13 protein-coding genes are annotated in these 17,901 nt (G+C 70.1%); 12 read left to right on the forward strand and 1 reads right to left on the reverse strand.

The features are described 5' to 3' along the window. The first annotated feature begins 95 nt into the window (after positions 1–95). The 7 genes from LUX31_RS27730 to LUX31_RS27760 all read left to right on the forward strand — a co-directional run bounded on the left by LUX31_RS27730 (position 96) and on the right by LUX31_RS27760 (position 6,770). Entirely contained in the window at positions 96–986 is an 891-nt protein-coding gene (locus LUX31_RS27730) for a cellulose-binding protein (RefSeq protein ID WP_235478036.1), read from the forward strand. Between the two features lie 78 nt (positions 987–1,064). Continuing rightward, entirely contained in the window at positions 1,065–1,727 is a 663-nt protein-coding gene (locus LUX31_RS27735; protein ID WP_235478037.1) for an HAD family hydrolase, read from the forward strand. Further along, positions 1,720–2,739: a LacI family DNA-binding transcriptional regulator gene (locus LUX31_RS27740; RefSeq protein WP_235478038.1), complete on the forward strand. Its 1,020-nt coding sequence runs from the start codon at positions 1,720–1,722 to the stop codon at positions 2,737–2,739. The genes LUX31_RS27735 and LUX31_RS27740 overlap by 8 nt, the downstream gene beginning before the upstream one ends. A 97-nt stretch (positions 2,740–2,836) precedes the next feature. Then, complete coding sequence (locus LUX31_RS27745; RefSeq protein ID WP_235478039.1) at positions 2,837–3,790, forward strand: carbohydrate ABC transporter permease; 954 nt, start codon at positions 2,837–2,839, stop codon at positions 3,788–3,790. Positions 3,791–3,849: 59 nt separating this feature from the next. Then, positions 3,850–4,656: a carbohydrate ABC transporter permease gene (locus LUX31_RS27750; RefSeq protein WP_235478040.1), complete on the forward strand. Its 807-nt coding sequence runs from the start codon at positions 3,850–3,852 to the stop codon at positions 4,654–4,656. Positions 4,657–4,683: 27 nt separating this feature from the next. After that, on the forward strand, positions 4,684–6,123 hold the full coding sequence (locus LUX31_RS27755) for an extracellular solute-binding protein (RefSeq protein WP_235478041.1): 1,440 nt from the start codon (positions 4,684–4,686) through the stop codon (positions 6,121–6,123). Continuing rightward, complete coding sequence (locus LUX31_RS27760) at positions 6,120–6,770, forward strand: 2'-5' RNA ligase family protein (RefSeq protein ID WP_235478042.1); 651 nt, start codon at positions 6,120–6,122, stop codon at positions 6,768–6,770. The genes LUX31_RS27755 and LUX31_RS27760 overlap by 4 nt, the downstream gene beginning before the upstream one ends. 35 nt (positions 6,771–6,805) lie before the next feature. Here the strand turns inward: LUX31_RS27760 and LUX31_RS27765 are convergent, their stop codons facing one another. Next, positions 6,806–8,356: an MFS transporter gene (locus LUX31_RS27765; protein WP_235478043.1), complete on the reverse strand. Its 1,551-nt coding sequence runs from the start codon at positions 8,354–8,356 to the stop codon at positions 6,806–6,808. A 163-nt stretch (positions 8,357–8,519) separates the two neighbouring features. Between LUX31_RS27765 and LUX31_RS27770 the strand changes: the two genes are divergently transcribed. The 5 genes from LUX31_RS27770 to LUX31_RS27795 all read left to right on the forward strand — a co-directional run bounded on the left by LUX31_RS27770 (position 8,520) and on the right by LUX31_RS27795 (position 17,442). Continuing rightward, positions 8,520–9,394, forward strand: a protein-coding gene (locus tag LUX31_RS27770; protein ID WP_235474839.1) for an IS5 family transposase whose coding sequence is annotated in 2 segments (ribosomal slippage) — positions 8,520–8,864 and positions 8,867–9,394 — 873 coding nt in all. Because the reading frame shifts where the segments join, the coding sequence is not laid out codon by codon here. 297 nt (positions 9,395–9,691) lie between these two features. Then, the gene (locus LUX31_RS27775) at positions 9,692–10,480 is read left to right on the forward strand and encodes an ABC transporter ATP-binding protein (RefSeq protein WP_235478044.1); all 789 of its coding nucleotides are present in this window, start codon (positions 9,692–9,694) and stop codon (positions 10,478–10,480) included. Beyond that, positions 10,477–13,050 (forward strand): ABC transporter permease, encoded by a 2,574-nt coding sequence (locus LUX31_RS27780; protein WP_235478045.1) that lies wholly within the window; start codon positions 10,477–10,479, stop codon positions 13,048–13,050. Before LUX31_RS27775 ends, LUX31_RS27780 begins: the two co-directional genes overlap by 4 nt. Positions 13,051–13,696: 646 nt before the next feature. After that, positions 13,697–17,071, forward strand: a complete 3,375-nt coding sequence (locus tag LUX31_RS27790; RefSeq protein ID WP_235478046.1) for a CHAT domain-containing protein — start codon at positions 13,697–13,699, stop codon at positions 17,069–17,071. Beyond that, positions 17,068–17,442: a hypothetical protein gene (locus LUX31_RS27795; protein ID WP_235478047.1), complete on the forward strand. Its 375-nt coding sequence runs from the start codon at positions 17,068–17,070 to the stop codon at positions 17,440–17,442. Before LUX31_RS27790 ends, LUX31_RS27795 begins: the two co-directional genes overlap by 4 nt. Positions 17,443–17,901 lie beyond the last annotated feature (459 nt).

Raw genomic sequence — 17,901 nt, forward strand, 5'->3', positions numbered from 1 at the left:
TGACCCCGCCCGGAGTGTCGCGTTAGGCACATTTCATCCCAATCCATCAAGATGTGCGCGAAATCATTACTTCGTACGTGGAGAGGGGTTGCGGGATGAGCAACGCAGTGATGTCGTCGTACGGGTTCGGGGCCGGACGAGGGCGTGGTTACCGGCCCGATCAGGTCGACGCGTATGCCGCCGCGCTCTCCGCGGAGCGGGACGCCGCCTGGGAGCGGGCCGCGCGGCTGACCGTGCTGGCCCGGCAGATGGGCGCCGAGTCGGAGCGGCTGCGGGAGGTCGTCGCGGGGCTCGCTCCGCAGACGTACGACAGCCTCGGTGAACGCGCCCGGCGGCTCTGGGAGTTGGGCGCCGAGGAGGCAGGCGCCGTGCGGGAGCGGGGGCGCGGCGAGGCGCGGCAGCTGGTCGCGGCTGCCGAGGCCCGCGCGGACGCCCTGCGGGAGGCCACGGAGGCCGCTGCCCAGGCCGTACGCGCCGAGGCCGACGAACGTGCCCGGCACCGGCTGCTCGCCGCCCGCGCCGAGGCCGACGAGATCCGGATCGGCGCCCGGCGGGAGATCAAGGAGGGGCGGGGCGAGGCGCTGGCCGCGCTGCGCGAGATGCGGGCGCGGACCTCGGGGCTGCTCGCCGAGCAGGAGAAGGAGTATGCGGAGAGGTGGGCCGCGGAGGAGCGGCTCGCCGGCGAGCGCGAAGTCGCCCTGGATGCGCGGTACATGGAGCGTGTGACGGCTGCCGAGGCGGCGCTGTCGGAGGCGAAGCGGGCCTTCGTGGACGCCGAGGAGTCGGTCGGGCGTATCGAGGACGGCGCCCGGGTCCGCGCCGCCGAGATCCTCGCCGAGGCCCGCGTCCAGGAGGACCGCATCGCCCGCGAGACGGAGCGCGTCCTGCGGGAGCACGGGGAGGAGTGGGACGACGTACAGGCCCACATGGACCACGTACGCAGTAGCCTGACCACGCTCACGGGGCGGGCCGCGGCGGCCGAGTAGGGGCCGAAGGGAATCGTCCAGGGTGGTGGATGGACTCCGCTCGCGCTGTCGGTGGGGGAGTTGGCTATCATCCTGCGTGTGGAACGTTCCCAGAGTGCTCAGTGTGCCCAGAATGCCTCGCCGACCGTCGTCGTTTGGGATCTCGGCGGTGTCCTGGCGCCCTCCGGCCGAGCCTTGGCCGTACTCGCCGGGGCCCTCGACGTGCCGGAGTCCGAGTTGGCCGGGCCGTACTGGGCCCACCGGGACGCCTACGACCTGGGTGCCTCCCCGGGCGAGTACTGGGGGGCGGTCGGTGCCGGGCTCGGGCGTTCGCTGGACGCGGCCCGGGTCGAGCGGCTCGACCGGCTCGACACCGACTGCTGGGCGACGCTCGCCCCGGACGCGGCGGCACTGCTCGACCGGCTCGCGCGGCGCGGGATCGCGCTGGGCGTCCTCTCCAACGCGCCCGCGTCGCTGGCGAAAGCGGTCCGGGGGGCGTCGTGGAGCGGGGTCTTCGAGACGCTGGTCTTCTCCTGCGACCTCGGGCTGAAGAAGCCCGACCCGCTGGTGTACCGGGCGGCCGACCGGCTGCTGGGCCGGGCGCCGTCGGATGTCGTGTTCTTCGACGACCGGCCGGAGAACGTCGAGGCGGCCCGCGCGCACGGCTGGCGCGCCCATGTGTGGACCGGGGGCGCGGCGGCCACGGCGGTACTCGCCGACGAGAACCTGACTGTCGATGACGACAGCCTGATCGATGGCTGACCGGCCGCGCAGCCCCACGATCATAGATGTGGCCCGCCGGGCCGGTGTGTCCAAGTCGGTGGTCTCCCGGGTCGTCTCCGGCCGGGGCAGCGTGGGCGAGGAGACCCGGCTGCGGGTTCTGGACGCCGCGCGGGAACTGGGTTACGTCGTCAACGCGGTCGCCCGGGCCATGGTGGCCCATCGGACGTACACCGTCGGGGTGTTCGTCCGGGACGCGGCGACGCCGTTCTACGGCCATCTGCTGACCGCGATGCAGGAACGCGCCGCCTTCCACGGGTACCGCGTGGTCACCGCGACCGGGTCCGGGCGGTTCGACGTGGAGGACGAGCACCGGGCGCTGGAGACCCTGGCGATGCTGCGCGTCGAGGCGCTGATCGTGTGCAGCGGCCTGTTGCCCTCCGAGCGGATCCTGCCCTTCGCGGCCCGGCTGCCGACCGTCGTCGCCGGACGCCCCGAGACCCACCCGAGCATCACCAGCGTCTACTGCGACGAGGAGGAGGGCGGTGCCGCGCTGGCGGACCATCTCGTCGGCCTGGGGCACCGTGACGTCGCGGTGATCACCGTGCCGACGAGCAGTTCCGTGACGATGGGACCGCGTACGGCGGCCATGGCGCGCCGGTTGCGCGAGCGCGGGGTGCGGGTTCTGGAGATCGCCGGGCCGCACCGGGAGACGGCCGGCGCCTGGGTGACCGAGGTGCTGCGGCATCCCGCCGTCACCGCCGTGATGGCGCCCAGTGACCGGCACGCCGCCGCCCTGCTGGAACAGCTCCAGCTGAGGGGCGTGGCCGTGCCGGGGCAGTTGTCCGTCACCGGCTATGACGGGATCGGGGATCTGGCGTCACCCCTGATCGGGCTGACGTGCTGGCGGCAGCCGATCGACCTGGTCGGCGGCCGGGCGGTGGACACGGTGGTGCAACTGCTGGACGGCGAACAGCCGCCCGCGCATCATCAGGCGCTGCCCGGCTCGCTCGTGACGGGGCGGACGACGGCGGCTCCGGCCCGCGACAGCTAGTTCGCCCCGGAGCGCGCCCCGGCGCGACGGGTTATTTACGAGTTGTTCACCGCGCGCCCCCTGTCTCTGTCAGGTCGGGAATGGGAACGTTCCACACATGTTTGGGAACGTTCCACTCCGTCGCGGTGGGCCGCACGGGCCGGCCGGAAAGTCGGCCGGAAAGTCGTACGGCCGCACCGGCTCGCCACGCGGCCTCTCCGGACCCCTGATGGTCCTGCCGTGTGTCGGTCTGCTGCTGGTCTTCGCGTACTGGCCGGTCGTCCGTGGGGTCGCGCTGAGCCTCTACGGCACCGATCTGCTCGGCAACCCCTCCCGGTTCGTCGGGGTCTCGCACTACGCCGACGTGGTCACCGACCCCGGTCTGCGCCGGGCGCTGCTGGCCACCGGCACCATCGCCGTGCTCAGCGTCGTGCTCTCCGTGGGCGGCGCCCTGGCCGCCGTACTCCCGCTGCGCCGGGCCGCCCGCCGGCCGCGCGCCGTGGTGTCGCTGCTGCTCTCCCTGCCCTTCGCCTACTCCGCCGCCGCGTCCTCGGCCGTGTTCGCCGGGCTGTTCGCGCCGGCGATCGGAACGCTCAACGAGGTGCTGGCCGGCCTCGGCGTCACGGGGCCTGCCTGGCTGGCGTCGCCCGCCTGGGCCGTGCTCAGCGTCTCGCTCGCGACCGCCTGGTACGAGTTCGGGTTCGCCTTCCTCGTCCTGCTGGCCGCGGTGAGCCAGCTCGACCAGGGCGTCATCGAGGCCGCGGCGCTGGACGGCGCGTCCGGCCTGCGGATGGCCCGGTCGGTGATCATCCCCATGCTCCGCCCGAGCCTGGTGTTCCTCCTCGTCACGCAGACGATCAGCGGACTCCAGATCTTCACCCAGGTGCAGATCCTCACCCGCGGCGGCCCGTCCGGCGCGACCTCGACCCTGGTGTACGAGCTGTACCAGCGGGCGTTCGGCGAGGCGCTGCCCGACCTCGGCTCGGCCTCCGCCCTGGCCATGGTCCTGCTGGCCCTCGTCCTGACGATCACGGCGGTCCAGTTCCTGGTGCTGCGGAGGGGGTCGGCGTGAACCGCAAGTCGAACCGTCCGTCGAATCGTTCGCCCAAGGGTGGGCCGAACCGTCTGCCGGTGAGCTCCGTCCTGCGCTGGCTGTGGCTCGGCGCGATCGTCGTCGCCGTCACGTTCCCCGTCTACGTCACCGTCGTCACCGCGCTGCTGCCGCAGGGCGACGTCGCCGCCGGCCGCCTTGTCCCGGTGCCGACCCGGCTGACCCTGGACAACGTGCGCCAGGCGCTGGACTCGGCTCCGCTGGCCCGGCAGTACCTGGTCAGCGTGGCGGTCACGGTGGTGCAGTCGGCGGCCCAGTTGACCACGGCCGCGCTGGCGGCGTACGCCTTCGTGTTCCCGCGGTGGCGCGGCCGGGGAGTCGCCTTCGCGCTGGTGCTGGCCACCCTGGCGTTCCCCGGGGAGAGCCTGGTCATCCCCAACTTCGAGACCGTCACGGAACTCGGGCTGCGCGACACCGTGGCCGGCGTCGTCGTCCCCTATCTCGCCGCCGGATACGCGGTGTTCCTGCTGCGCCAGGCGTTCCTGGCGCTGCCGCGCGAGACCTGGGAGGCCGCCCGGCTGGACGGCTGCGGCGATCTGCGGGCACTGCTGCACGTCGTCCTGCCGATGGCTCGTCCGCAGGTCGTCACGGCGGCGATGTGGTGCGCGCTGTCGGCGTGGAACGGCTACTTCTGGCCGCTGCTGATCACCGACTCCCCCCAGCGCCGCACCATCCAGGTCGGCCTCGCCCAACTCGTCGTCGACCAGGCCACCTCACCGGCCGTGATCTACGCCGGCACCCTGCTCGTCCTGCTGCCGACGCTGCTGCTCGTGCTGTTCGGGCAGCGGTTCCTGATCCGGGGCCTGGCCGCCCGGGTCACCACCTGAGAAACAAGGCAAGAAAGGTCATCCGTCATGTCCCCCAGGCTCTCCATGCCCTCAGCGCCTCCCATGCCCTCCCGGCCCAGACGACCGCGTGGACGCCCGCGCCTCGCTGCCGCCCTCCTGGCCACCGCCTGCGCGGCGGCCCTCACCGCCTGCGGCGGCTCCGGCGGCGGTGAGGCGACCGGAGCCGCGCCGGGGCCGTCGGCGCTGGCCGGCGCCAAGGAGCCGGTGACCGTGACCCTGTGGCACGGGCTCGGCGGCCCCGCAGGGGAGGCGTTCCAGGACGAGATCGACGCGTTCAACAAGGCCAACACCGGGAAGATCGTGGTGAAGGCGTCGTTCCAGGGCAGCTACGCCGACGCCATCGCCAAGTACACGTCGTCGATCCGCGACGGCGGCACCCCGAGCGTCATGGTGTCCAACGACGTCACCACCGGCTATCTGCGTGACGCCAAGCAGACGGTCTCCGCGCAGGCGATGGCGGCGGCCAACCCGTCGGACCTCGACCTCGACCAGCTGCGTCCGGCGGCCCGCAACTACTACACGGCCGACGGCACGCTGCTCGCCGTACCACTGAACACGTCCATGCCGCTGCTGTACGTCAACGACAAGCTGCTGGCCAAGGCCGGGGTGGACCGTTCGACACTCGGCACGCTGGACGGGGTGGCCGCGGCGGCCCGCAAGGTGCGTGCCGAGGTGCCTGGCGTGAAGGGCCTCGACCAGCCGTTCGACGGCTGGTGGTTCGAGCAGCTCACCGCTGCGGCCGGAGTGCCCTACTGCACTCCGGACAACGGCCGCAAGGGCGCCGGCGCCACGGCGTTGTCGCTGACCAGCGAGGCGCAGCGCGGCGCGATCGGGACCGTGGCGAAGCTCTACACCGACGGCGTCGCACTCGACACCGGCACCGACGGCAACGCGGCCCTGACGGCGTTCGTCTCCGGCAAGACCGCCATGATGTTCAACTCCAGCGGTGCCATCGGCGGTATCAGGCAGGCGGGCATGAGCGGCTTCACGGCGCTGCCGTATCCGCTCTCCGGTGCGAAGTCGAGTGCGGGGGCCGCGATCGGCGGCGCCGCGATGTGGGTGGACCAGGTCGGCCACAGCGCCGCCGAGCAGGTGGCGAGCTGGAAGCTGATCAGCCACCTGGCCTCCGCCGACGCACAGGAACGATTCGCCAAGGCGTCCGGGTACGCCCCCATCAACACCGCCGTCGACAACTCGGCCACCTGGAAGCAGTTCCTCGCCGAGAACGAGCCCTACGCCGTCCTCGGCAAGCAGTTCGCCGACACCGCGGCCACGACCGCCACCTCCGGCTGCCTCACCGGCGCGATGACGGGCGTACGGGCCGCGGTCGTGCCCGAGATGCAGCGGGCGTTCAGCGGAGCAGTCCCGCTCGATACCGCTCTCAAGGCCGCCGAGAAGGCCGCCACCGCCAAGATCCAGGACTACCGGAAGCAGGCCGGACAGTGACAGTGACCGAACGCTTCGCCGAGGCCCCCGGGGACCCGTACCGCTACGGCGTCTACCTCCGCCCCGACCCCACGACCTGCGCTGCGGTGACCGCCGTGACCGGGCAACTGCGGGCCCAGTACGGACTCGTGTCGGCCGGCGCGTTCCCGCCCCACGCGACCCTGATCGGCAGCCAGCACATCACCGCCCCGGACAGGGAGATCGTCGCCGCTGTCACCGACGCGCTGGCCGGGGTGCCCGCCTTCGACGTCCACAACGCGGGCGTACGGAACCTGGGTGTGGGCTTCGTCTACGACGTCCACCATCTCGCGGACGGCGTCACCCCGAACGAGGCGTTCGTGAACCTCGCCGCCCGCATCGACAAGGCGGTCGCGCCCCTGGTGACGCCCGCACCGAACCCCGCCGAACACCGCTTCGACGCGGACACGTTCCGGGCCCACCTCTCGCTGGTCTCGCACGACCTGTATGTGCGGCCCGACCTGTCCGGGGAGGTGGAGGAGTACGTACGGGGCCTGCCCGTGCCCTTCCCGGAGACCTTCGCCGGAGACACGGTCACCCTCTACCGGACCCGCAGCGACGACTGGTCCGGCCGCTGGTGGAACACGCTGACGTGGGAACACCGGCACACGTGGCGGCTGCCCGGCTGAGCGGCAAGTGGTTCCTGGCCCCGCGCCGCCCTCGGTCAACTCCCGGAGTCCCCGGGGTCCTTGAGCACCGGGAAGCGGCGCGGCGCCAGTACCAGCAGTGCCACGAACGCCAGCGCCGCCGCCCCCGCCGCGCCGAAGTAGACCGCGTGCACCGCGTCCGCGATGGCCCGCCGGGTCGCCTCCGGCGCGGCGGTCGAGTCGAGCGCCCGGGTCACCGAGTCCAGGTCGCTCGCGCCGCCCAGCCGGGACGCGAGTACGCCGTTGGCGACCGCGCCGAACAGGGCCGCGCCGATCGTCTGGCCGGTCTGGCGGCAGAAGAGGACGGAGGCCGTCGCCGTACCCCGCTCCGACCAGCCGACCGTCGACTGGACGCCGATGATCAGCGGGAGTTGGAAGAGGCCGAGGGCGCCGCCGAGCAGCAGCATCAGGAGGGTGGGCTGCCAGGCGGAGCCGGGGTACGGGAGGAAGGGGAACGCCAGCAGGATCAGGGTCGCCGTGCCGATGCCGAGCATCGCCGTGTTGCGGAAGCCGATCCTGCGGTACACGTGCTGGCTCAGCGCCGCCGACACCGGCCAGCTCAACGTCCATACGGACAGCACGAATCCGGCGGCTATCGGGGCCAGGCCCAGTACCGACTGGGCGTACGTCGGCAGGAATACGGTTGGAGCCACCATCAGCAGGCCCAGCGCGCCGAGCGCCAGGTTGACCGCCGCGATCGTGGGGCGCCGCCACACCCACCCGGGGATGATCGGTTCCGCTGCTCGCCGTTCGATCACGACCACGAGGAACACCAGCGCAAGTCCCGTACCGAAGAAGGCGGTTGACGGTGCAGACAGCCAGGGCCAGGCCACTCCGCCCTGGACGAGGGCCGTCAGTAGGACGCCGCCGCACGCGAACACCGCGAGCGCGCCCGACCAGTCGATGCGCGGGCGGGGGCCGGAGGTGTCGCGCTGCGGTTCGTGGAGGTGGCGGGCCAGGAGCCACATCGCGACCGCGCCGACGGGGAGGTTGACGAGGAAGATCCAGCGCCAGTCGGCGTAGGCCGCCAGCACCCCGCCCACCGCTGGGCCCGCCACCGCCGAGGTCGCCCACACCGTCGACAACTTCGCCTGGATTCGCGGGCGTTGCTCCAGTGGGTACAGGTCGGCGGCGAGTGTCTGGACCGTGCCCTGGAGGGCGCCGCCGCCCAGGCCCTGGACGATCCGGAACGCGATCAGCGCGCCCATGTTCCAGGCCAGCGCGCAGAGGAGGGAGCCGAGGAGGAACAGGGCCGCGCCCGCGATCAGGACCGGTTTGCGGCCGAAGGTGTCGGAGAGCTTGCCGTACACGGGGAGGGTGACCGTGACGGCGAGCAGATAGCCCGAGAACAGCCAGGAGAAGACGGAGAAGCCGCCGAGGTCGCCGACGATCTGCGGTACGGCGGTCGAGACGATCGTGGAGTCGAGCGCGGCCAGCGCCATCGCGAGCATGAGCGCGGCGACGACGGCTCCCCGCTTCTCCGTGCCGGCCCCCGCGCTCTGTGCGGCGCTGGGTATCGCGGATTTCGTACGGCGGCTGCTGCCCACCCGAGTCCTTTCCCCATGCATCTATCGGCCGCCGACCACTCTGCCACTTGACCCTGACGCGGCGGGAGGGTGGAGCCTGACCGGGTCGGAGGGGCGAGGCAACCCTGAGACCGGCTCCACCGTGAGGTGGACAGCCCCTAGGGCGTGTTTCAGAAGTGGATCTTGATGTGTCAAGATCTACTTCATGGGGAGGCACGATCTGACGCATGCGCAGTGGGCGAAGCTAGAGCCCCTGCTTCCCGCTGGGAAGAAGTCCGGACGGCCACCGGTGCACACCAAGCGACAGCTGATAGACGGCATACGCTGGCGCACCCGCGCTGGTGCTCCGTGGCGGGACGTGCCCGAGCGGTACGGCCCATGGGAGACGGTGTACGGACTGTTTCGGCGTTGGCAGCGGGACGGCACCTGGCACCGCATCTTCGAGCAGCTGCAGGCCCGGGCCGAGGCCGAGGGGCTGATCACCTGGGACGTCTCGGTGGACTCGACCATCGCCCGCGCCCACCAGCATGCGGCGGGTGCCCGCAAAAAGGGGATCTGCAAGTCGAGCCGCCAGGTGGTGTGTTCACCGAGCCTGACGACCACGGGCTCGGACGCTCCCGGGGCGGGCTGACGACCAAGCTCCACCTGGCGGTCGAGCAGGCCCAGAAGCCGATGTCGCTGGTGATCACGGCCGGGCAGCGCGGTGACTCCCCACAGTTCCAGGTGGTCCTGGGCCGTATCAGGGTGCCCCGGCTCGGGCCGGGCCGCCCGCGCACCCGACCGGACAAGGTTCGTGCCGACAAGGCGTACGGCTCCCGCGCGAACCGCGCCTACCTGCGCAGGCGCGGTATCCGCTGCACGATCCCGGAGAAACGGGACCAGATCGCCCACCGCAAGAAGCGCGGATCCCACGGCGGCCGGCCACCGAAGTTCGACGCGGCCGACTACAAAGAGCGCCACGCGGTGGAGTGCGGGATCAATCGCCTCAAGCGCCACCGTGCGGTGGCGACGAGGTACGACAAGCTCGCCGTCCGCTACGAGGCGACCGTGCTGGTCGCAGCCATCAACGAGTGGCTGTGACCAGCACTTTCGAAACACGCCCTAGGGGGACCTCCGTACTTCGGCTCGGGGAGGGTTCGTACCGGCGGAGGACGAGACGGGGCGTCGACCGTCCTTAACCTGGCTTTATGCCGCTGAAGGGCGGTGTGCAGGACCTCCGGGGGTGGGGTTTTCCCCCGCAGAAGACTGCGCTGGGCGTCAGAGACCCGGACCCCCTCCCGACAGCAGACTCATACACGTACCGCAGAGCAGCAACGCGCTACTGGCTACTACCGGGCATCAGTGCGGCTCCGCGCCGACCGACTTAGGAGACATACCGTGACATCGGCTGTGACCATCACCAGGCACGGGGGCACTGGCGGGCGTACGGCCGTTGCCGCGCGGGCGCGGCAGGTCGTGAAGGCGTACGGGTCCGGTGAGACCCGCGTCGTCGCCCTGGACCATGTGGACGTGGACATCGCGCGGGGACAGTTCACCGCGATCATGGGCCCTTCCGGGTCCGGCAAGTCCACCCTCATGCACTGCCTCGCCGGACTCGACACCGTCACCAGCGGCCAGATCTACCTTGACGACACCGAGATCACCGGTCTCAAGGACAAGAAGCTGACCCAACTGCGCCGGGACCGGGTCGGGTTCATCTTCCAGGCGTTCAACCTGCTGCCGACGCTCAGTGCGTTGGAGAACATCACGCTTCCCATGGACATCGCAGGGCGCAAGCCGGACAAGGGGTGGTTGGCCCAGGTCGTGGAGACGGTCGGGCTGAAGGACCGGCTGAAGCACCGGCCCAACCAGCTCTCCGGCGGTCAGCAGCAACGCGTCGCCGTGGCACGGGCGTTGGCCGCGCGGCCCGAGATCATCTTCGGTGACGAGCCGACCGGAAACCTCGACTCCCGTGCGGGCGCTGAAGTGTTGGGCTTCCTGCGGCGGTCCGTCGACGAGCTGGGGCAGACCATCGTCATGGTCACGCACGACCCGGTGGCCGCCTCGTACGCGGACCGTGTGCTGTATCTCGCCGACGGACGGATCGTCGACGAGATGTTCCGGCCGACCGCCGACACCGTCCTCGACCGGATGAAGGACTTCGACGCGCGGGGGCGTACGTCATGACTGTGCTGAAGACCTCGATGCGCAACTTCTTCGCGCACAAGGGCCGGATGGCCCTGTCGGCGGTGGCCGTGATGCTGTCGGTGGCGTTCGTGTGCGGGACCCTTGTCTTCACGGACACCATGAACACGACGTTCGACAAGCTCTTCTCGACCACGGCGTCCGACGTCACGGTCTCGCCGAAGGGGGCCAAGAGCGACGGCAGCACCCCGCAGAACGGGGTGCCCGAGTCGCTGCCGGCCTCCGTACTTGCACAGGCGAAGCAGGCCCAGGGCGTCAAGTCGGCGGAGGGCGCGGTCAGTTCGATGAACGTGACCGTCGTCGACAGCGACAACGAGAACATGGGGTCCAGCACCGGCGCCCCGACCATCGCGGGCAACTGGACGCGCAACGACCTGCGTTCGATGGAGATCACCAGCGGTCACGCACCGCGCGGGCCCACCGAGGTGATGGTCGACGCCGACACCGCCGACAAGCACCACCTGAAGATGGGCGACGAGCTGCGCACCATCGCGCAGACCGGCGACATCAAGGCGCGGATCGTCGGCATCGCCACCTTCAAGGTGACCAACCCCGGTGCCGCCGTCGTCTACTTCGACACGGCCACCGCACAGCGTGAACTCCTGGGCGCCACAGGGCGGTTCACCCAGCTCAACGTCACGGCGGCGAGCGGGGTCACCGACGCCCAGTTGAAGCAGAACGTCACCAACACCCTTACCGCGACCGGTGTGTTCAAGGTGCAGACGCAGAAGGAGTTCTCCGCCGAGAACCGTGAGGGCGTCGGCGAGTTCATGAACGTCATCAAGTACGCCATGCTCGGCTTTGCCGGGATCGCGTTCCTGGTCGGCATCTTCCTGATCATCAACACCTTCTCGATGCTGGTCGCCCAGCGGACCCGCGAGATCGGTCTGATGCGGGCGATCGGTTCCTCGCGCAAGCAGGTCAACCGGTCGGTGCTGGTGGAGGCGTTGCTGCTCGGCTTCGTCGGGTCCGTCCTCGGTGTCGGCGCGGGGGTCGGCATCGCGGTCGGCCTGATGAAGCTGATGTCGATGGCCGGCATGAACCTCTCCACCGACGATCTGACGATCAAGACGGCCACCCCGGTGATCGGCCTGGTCCTCGGCGTCGTCGTCACCGTCCTCGCCGCCTACCTCCCGGCCCGCCGCGCGGGCAAGGTCTCCCCGATGGCCGCACTCCGCGACGCCGGCACCCCGGCGGACGGCAAGGCGGGTCTGGTGAGGGGCCTGATCGGCCTGGCCCTGACGGGCGCGGGCGGTTGTGCGTTGTACCTGGCGGCCACCGCCGACAAGGCGAAGGACGGCTCGCTGGTCCTCGGTGCGGGCATCGTGCTCACGCTCATCGGGTTCGTGATCATCGGCCCGGTGCTCGCGGGCGGTGTCGTACGGGTGCTCAGCGCCGTACTGCTGCGGGGCTTCGGACCCGTCGGCCGCCTGGCCGAGCGCAACGCCCTGCGCAACCCCCGCCGGACGGGCGCCACCGGCGCGGCCCTGATGATCGGGCTCGCCCTGGTCGCCTGCCTCTCGGTGGTCGGCTCGTCGATGGTGGCCTCGGCGACTGACGAACTCGACAAGTCGGTCGGCGCGGACTTCATCGTCCAGGGCAACCAGCGGTTCGTGCCGCAGGCGGAGAAGGCGATGCAGAACTCGCCCGGCCTGGCCCACGTCACCCGCTACAAGGAGGTCGAGGTCACCCTGACCCCGCCCGGCGGCAAGGCCGAGAAGACCGAGCTGACGGCCGCCGACCCGACGTACGCCTCCGATCTGCGCCGCGCCACCACCTCGGGGACGCTGACCGCCGCGTACGGCAAGGACGCGATGTCGGTGGGCTCCGGCTACGCCAAGGAGCACGGCGTGAAGGTCGGCGACACGATGACCGTCGCCTTCAAGGGCGGCTCGACGGCGAAGCTCAAGGTCGCCGCGATCACGGACGACGACGTGGCCATCGACAAGGGCTCGCAGTACCTCTCGATCGCGACGATGGAGAAGTACTTGCCGGCCGACAAGATCCCACCGAGCGACCTGCTGTTCGGCAAGGCCGAGAAGGGCCAGGAGAAGGAGGCGTACGCCGCCCTGAAGACGGCACTCGACCCCTACCCGCAATACCAGGTCCGCGACCAGACCGACTACAAGCAGGAACTGAAGGACCAGATCGGCCAGCTCCTGAACATGGTCTACGGCCTGCTCGCCCTGGCGATCGTGGTGGCGGTGCTGGGGGTCGTCAACACCCTGGCCTTGTCGGTGGTGGAGCGGACCCGGGAGATCGGCCTGATGCGGGCGATCGGCCTGTCGCGACGCCAGCTGCGCCGGATGATCCGCCTGGAGTCCGTGGTGATCGCGTTGTTCGGAGCGCTGCTCGGCCTCGGCCTGGGAATGGGCTGGGGGGCTACGGCTCAGCAACTGCTCGCCCTTGAGGGGCTGAAGGTGCTGGAGATTCCGTGGATGACGATCGGCGGGGTGTTTGCCGGGTCGGCGTTCGTGGGGTTGTTCGCGGCGCTGGTGCCGGCGTTCCGGGCGGGGCGGATGAATGTGCTGGGCGCTATCGCTACGGACTAGGGGAACGGGGGGACGGGGGAATCCGGCGCTGGGGAGTCTGCGGACTCCTTGGCGCCGGGTTTTGTGTTGAGGTGCGTTCGGTGGTCCGTCCACCACGTGGTACCTGCTCCGGTGGCGGTCGTCACCAGCGAAATGAGCCACCTAGGGATGCGCTGACCGTCAAGTGCAGCCCGCCGACACGGAGTTCAAAAACCGGTGCTGCGGTGACTTGGCGGAAGCCGAGGCCATGGTGGAACCCTTCGCGGTGATGAACGAGTCGCGAAATCAGGCGGCATGGGCACAGTGCACTATTGCGCCGGGAGCCTTGGACGGTGTGCATCACCGCGTGTTAGCGCTGCTCGACCACGCTCAGCTCCACCAGCACGGCCCCGGCCCTCGCCATGCACCCAATCCAGGCGCACAGCCAAACCGAGGCAAGCGGTGTCAAGTATGCCTGCCCCGTGGCGAGAACGCTGCCCGCGATCCCCGGTGCCTCGTAATGGACGAGGCAGCTGCGGAACGGATCCAATCGAACGGCTGAGCCGCTATACGGGCCCTGGAGTGGTGGCGGTCAGCAACGTTAAGATGACGCATGGTTACCGTGCTGGTTGTGGACGCCAACGGGTTTGAGCTGGTCGTTGATGGCCAGCGGGTCGGTCCCCGTCGGATGTTGCAGACCTCTGACGTCGACCTGCTCAATGCCGTTGCTGGCCAGTATGTGGATGCCGTGCGTAATGGCTCCAAGGAGCAGGCGCTGCTCGCGGTGGGACGCGAGTTGTATCGGTGGCTCGACGGCGACCTCGGCCAGTTGACGCGCCTGCTCGATGAGGCGTCGGCGCCGCTGGTGTTCGAGATCCGAGCGCCGGCGAGACCGTCCGCAGCGGCGTGGGCACTGCTGCGGGCCCCGTACGAGCTGCTGGCCGCCCCCGAGGGCGGGTTCCTCGCCGAGGCGCCGAAGCTGTTCGCCGTGGCGCGTCGGCTCGGTCACCCGAGCCCGACACAGGCCCTGGACAGGCACCGGCTCGGGGTGGCGTTCATGGCCTCGGCACCCCGGGGCCAGCACGAGCTGGACTTCGAGGCCGAGGAGATGGCCATCCTCAACGCAGTCGGGGAGACGAGCCTTGATCTGGTTGTCGAGGACTCCGGCAATCCCGAGCATCTTGGCCTGCGTCTGTCCGAGCTCGGCGGGATGCCGGTGGTTCATCTGTCGTGTCACGGGCTGCACAACTGGCGCCCGGGGCCCGATGGGCCCGCCGCCCCCGTCCTGCTGATGGAAGATGATCTCGGGGACGGGTATCCGACGAGCGCGGACGTGCTGGTGGGCCTGTTGACTCCTCGGCCGCGGCTGGCGTTCGTGTCTGCCTGCCTGACCGCCACCGGTGCCGACGTGACCGGGCACGTTCCTGCCGGCGCCGGCCACCGCGGCGGTCCGACAGACGAGCCCGGCGTGTCGGTGGCGCACTCGATGGCCACCGGGCTGGTGGCTGCCGGGATTCCCGCGGTCATCGGCTGGGACGGCTCGGTCAGCGACCAGGCCGCCACTCGTTTCGCCGAACGCCTCTACCGGCAGCTCAGCCGCCGTGTCGAGGTGGCCGAGGCCGTCGCCGACGCCCGCCGCCATCTGTTGGCCTGTTCCGATGAGCGCCAGCGCGCCGAATGGCACCTGGCGCGGCTGTGGCTGGGGCCCGCTGGTGGCGGCCCGCTGGTCGAGGGAACCCGCAAACGCCAGATGGTGCCCCCGCACCATGTGACCAAGACGTTCCTGGACCGCAAGCACCGGCTACCGGTCGCGGCCGCGGAAATGTTCGTCGGCCGCCGCCCGGAACTGCAGCACACGCTGCGGGCCCTGCGCGGCGGGCAGAAGGCCGGGGTCCTGCTCCACGGGCAGGGCCGGTTGGGCAAGTCGAGCCTGGCCGCCCGGATCGCCGACCGTCACCCCAACCGGGCCGTCGCGGTCGTGTTCGGCGACTACACCCCGACGGCGATCCTCGACGCCATAGCCGACGCCGTCGCCGCCAACCCCGACGCCCGCTCCCTCATCGAAGCGAGGCGCGCCGAGGTCCGCCAACAGCCGGACCGCCTCAAACCGCTACTGACCGACCTGCTGGCCGGACCGTGCGCCCAGGAACTCGACGACGTTCGCAAACCCCTCCTGCTGATCATCGACGATCTCGAACAGATCCCCACCACCAACCCTGACGGCCCGCACCGGCTCGACCCCGGTCATGCCACGGTGCTCGCCGACGTGCTCTCCGCGTTCGACCCGGCCATCACCGACAGTCGACTGCTGGTCACCAGTCGCTACACATTCACTCTCGGCGGGCTGGAGGCCAGGCTGGAACCTGTCCAGTTGCAGCCACTGTCGTCGGCGGCCCAGCGCAAGCTCCAACGCCGTCAGCAGGACCTCGCCCCGGCCGGGTACCGGACCCAGCGCGCCGACCTGGCTCAGCGGGCTCTGGACGTCAGTTGCGGCAACCCCGGGCTGCAGGACCTCATCGGGCTGCGCCTGGTCTACAGCAGCCAGGTCGACCAGGCCCGCGCCGAGGCCGCCGTCACCGGCATGGAGGCCTACCTTCACCAGGGTGACCTCCCAGCCGACAACTCCGACATCGGCGAGTTCCTGGAAAACCTGGCTCTCGACACCCTCCTCGACCAGGCCGGGCCCGCCCACCGCGACCTGTTGCGGGCCTGCACCCTGTTCACTGTCCCGGTCCCGCAACCCGTCATCGACGTCCTTGCCGCCGCTGTTGGCGGATCGGCGTCCCGCCTGTGCGGCCTCGGGCTCCTTGACACCTTTCCCGACCAGCACCGCCCCGGCTTCCCGGCCTTGGCCGTCAACGCCCTCGCGGCCGGACGCCTGACCCCCCTCACCCCCGACGAGCGGACCGCCCTCGCCACCGTGGCCGCCGAACCGCTGTACGCCCAGTGGGGCGGTGCCACACCCCGATCCGCCCGCGACAGCGACCTGGACCTGCAGCTGACCCAACTGGCCCTGGCCGCCGACAACCCGACCATCACCGCCGACTGCGCCGCCACGGCCGTGTCTGCCCTGCGGCAAGGCCCGGCCTCCACCGCCGCCGAGCTCGGCCACCACGCGATCACCCTCCTCGACCGCCACAACCACGAGGTTTCTGTCACCCTGCTACGGGCCGTCGCCGACGCGGCCGTCACCAGCGGCGACGGCGACCACGCCGACACCCTGCTCCACCGTGCCGTCCAGCAGACCCGGACCAGCGACCGGCAGACCAACCCGGTCGGCCACGCCGCACTCCTCTACGACCACGCCAATCGCCTGATCACCCGCGGCGAGGTCGACCATGCCGAGGACCTGCTCCACCAGGCCCGCCATCTGTTCATCGACGCCGGTGACACCCGCGAGGTCGCGGTCACCTGGGGAAAGATCGCCAACATCTTTCAGCAGCGGGGTGAGGTCGACGAGGCGTTGCGGATTCGCCGCGAGGTCGAACTGCCGGTGTACGAGCGGATCGGTGACACCCGCGAGGCCGCGGTCACCTGGGGCCAGATCGCCAACATCTTTCAGCAGCGGGGTGAGGTCGACGAGGCGTTGCGGATTCGCCGCGAGGTCACCCTGCCGGTGTACGAGCGGATCGGTGACACCCGCTCGGTCGCGGTCACCTGGGGAAAGATCGCCGACATCTTCGAGCAGCGGGGTGAGGTCGACGAGGCCGTCGAACTGCAGCTCAAGCGTTTGGAAGTCAATGAGCAGCTCGGCGACATGGACGGTATCGCGACAGCCAACTGGGACCTTGCGCGAATCGATCTGAGTCGCCAGGATCTCGACGCGGCGGTGCCGAGGCTGGTCACCTCGTTTCAGCTCCTTCTGAAGCTTCAACGGCCGGATGGCATCGCGGTCGTCGGGGCTACGTTGGGGCAAATTCTGCTGGCCGCAGGTGAATGCGGGCAGGCCCGACAGGTGTTTCAGACGAGCCGAGCCGCTGCCGCCAAGATCGGTTTCGCGGACACTGTTGACCAGCTTGATGAGCTACTGAAGGCCACAGGCGACGGAAACGAGGAATTATGATCATCGAGTTTGTTGGAGCGGATGTCGAAGCTGCCGAGAAGAGCGTCACCGCGTTGGCCTCGAGCTGGGGCTACCCACCCGAACCAGCTCCGACAGCGGAACCGGCGAACGATCCGGACACCAAGGGCGTCGATCCTGTCGCGGTGGCGTCCCTGGTCGTGTCCATTCCATCGGCCATGCTCGCGGTCGCGGACATCGCCGACCGTATCCACAAACGGCGCCGCGCTGGCGAGCTCATCGAACGTGCCCAACAGCTCAGGGCGCAGCAGGCGGCGGCACGACTCGTGTGCGAAGACCACTCCGTCGACCTTGCCACTCTCACCCCCGACCAGCTTCTCGACCTCATCGCCGACGGGCGCTCAGCAACCTGAACCCAGGGAGCGCCGCCCGATGGCCCGGATCCGGTCCGCCCGGCCCGACCAACCCGGGACCGCGACTGTCCGTGGGAGAGGGGCGTGTGTCAAGGAATCTCGAACGTCATTCCTTGACACACGTGTCCAAGAGACGAATCTTGCCCGTGCGCAGGTCAGATCCAGGGTCAAGTGTCGAGCAATACGTGTCAACACACCCCGTGAAGAACGTTGTTACTCAGTCGGGCACGGACACTGGAGGCCTGGCTATACAACGGATCAGAAGGCTGCGGGATCGTCACGGGTTGGCCGTCACCGGTTGCTCTGGTCGACGAAAACTTTGGATAGCGTGGGTGAAGCCGGTGGGGGTGCAGCGAGACACACGCGCGCCTGATCGGTCGAGGCACACGCCATCGTGGCTGGCTGTCGTCGGCTGAGGCACAGGCCCCAAGACCGAGCTTCCACCCAGGGTTCTCCGTG

Source organism: Streptomyces sp. GQFP, from assembly GCF_021545335.1.
Classification (GTDB): domain Bacteria; phylum Actinomycetota; class Actinomycetes; order Streptomycetales; family Streptomycetaceae; genus Streptomyces.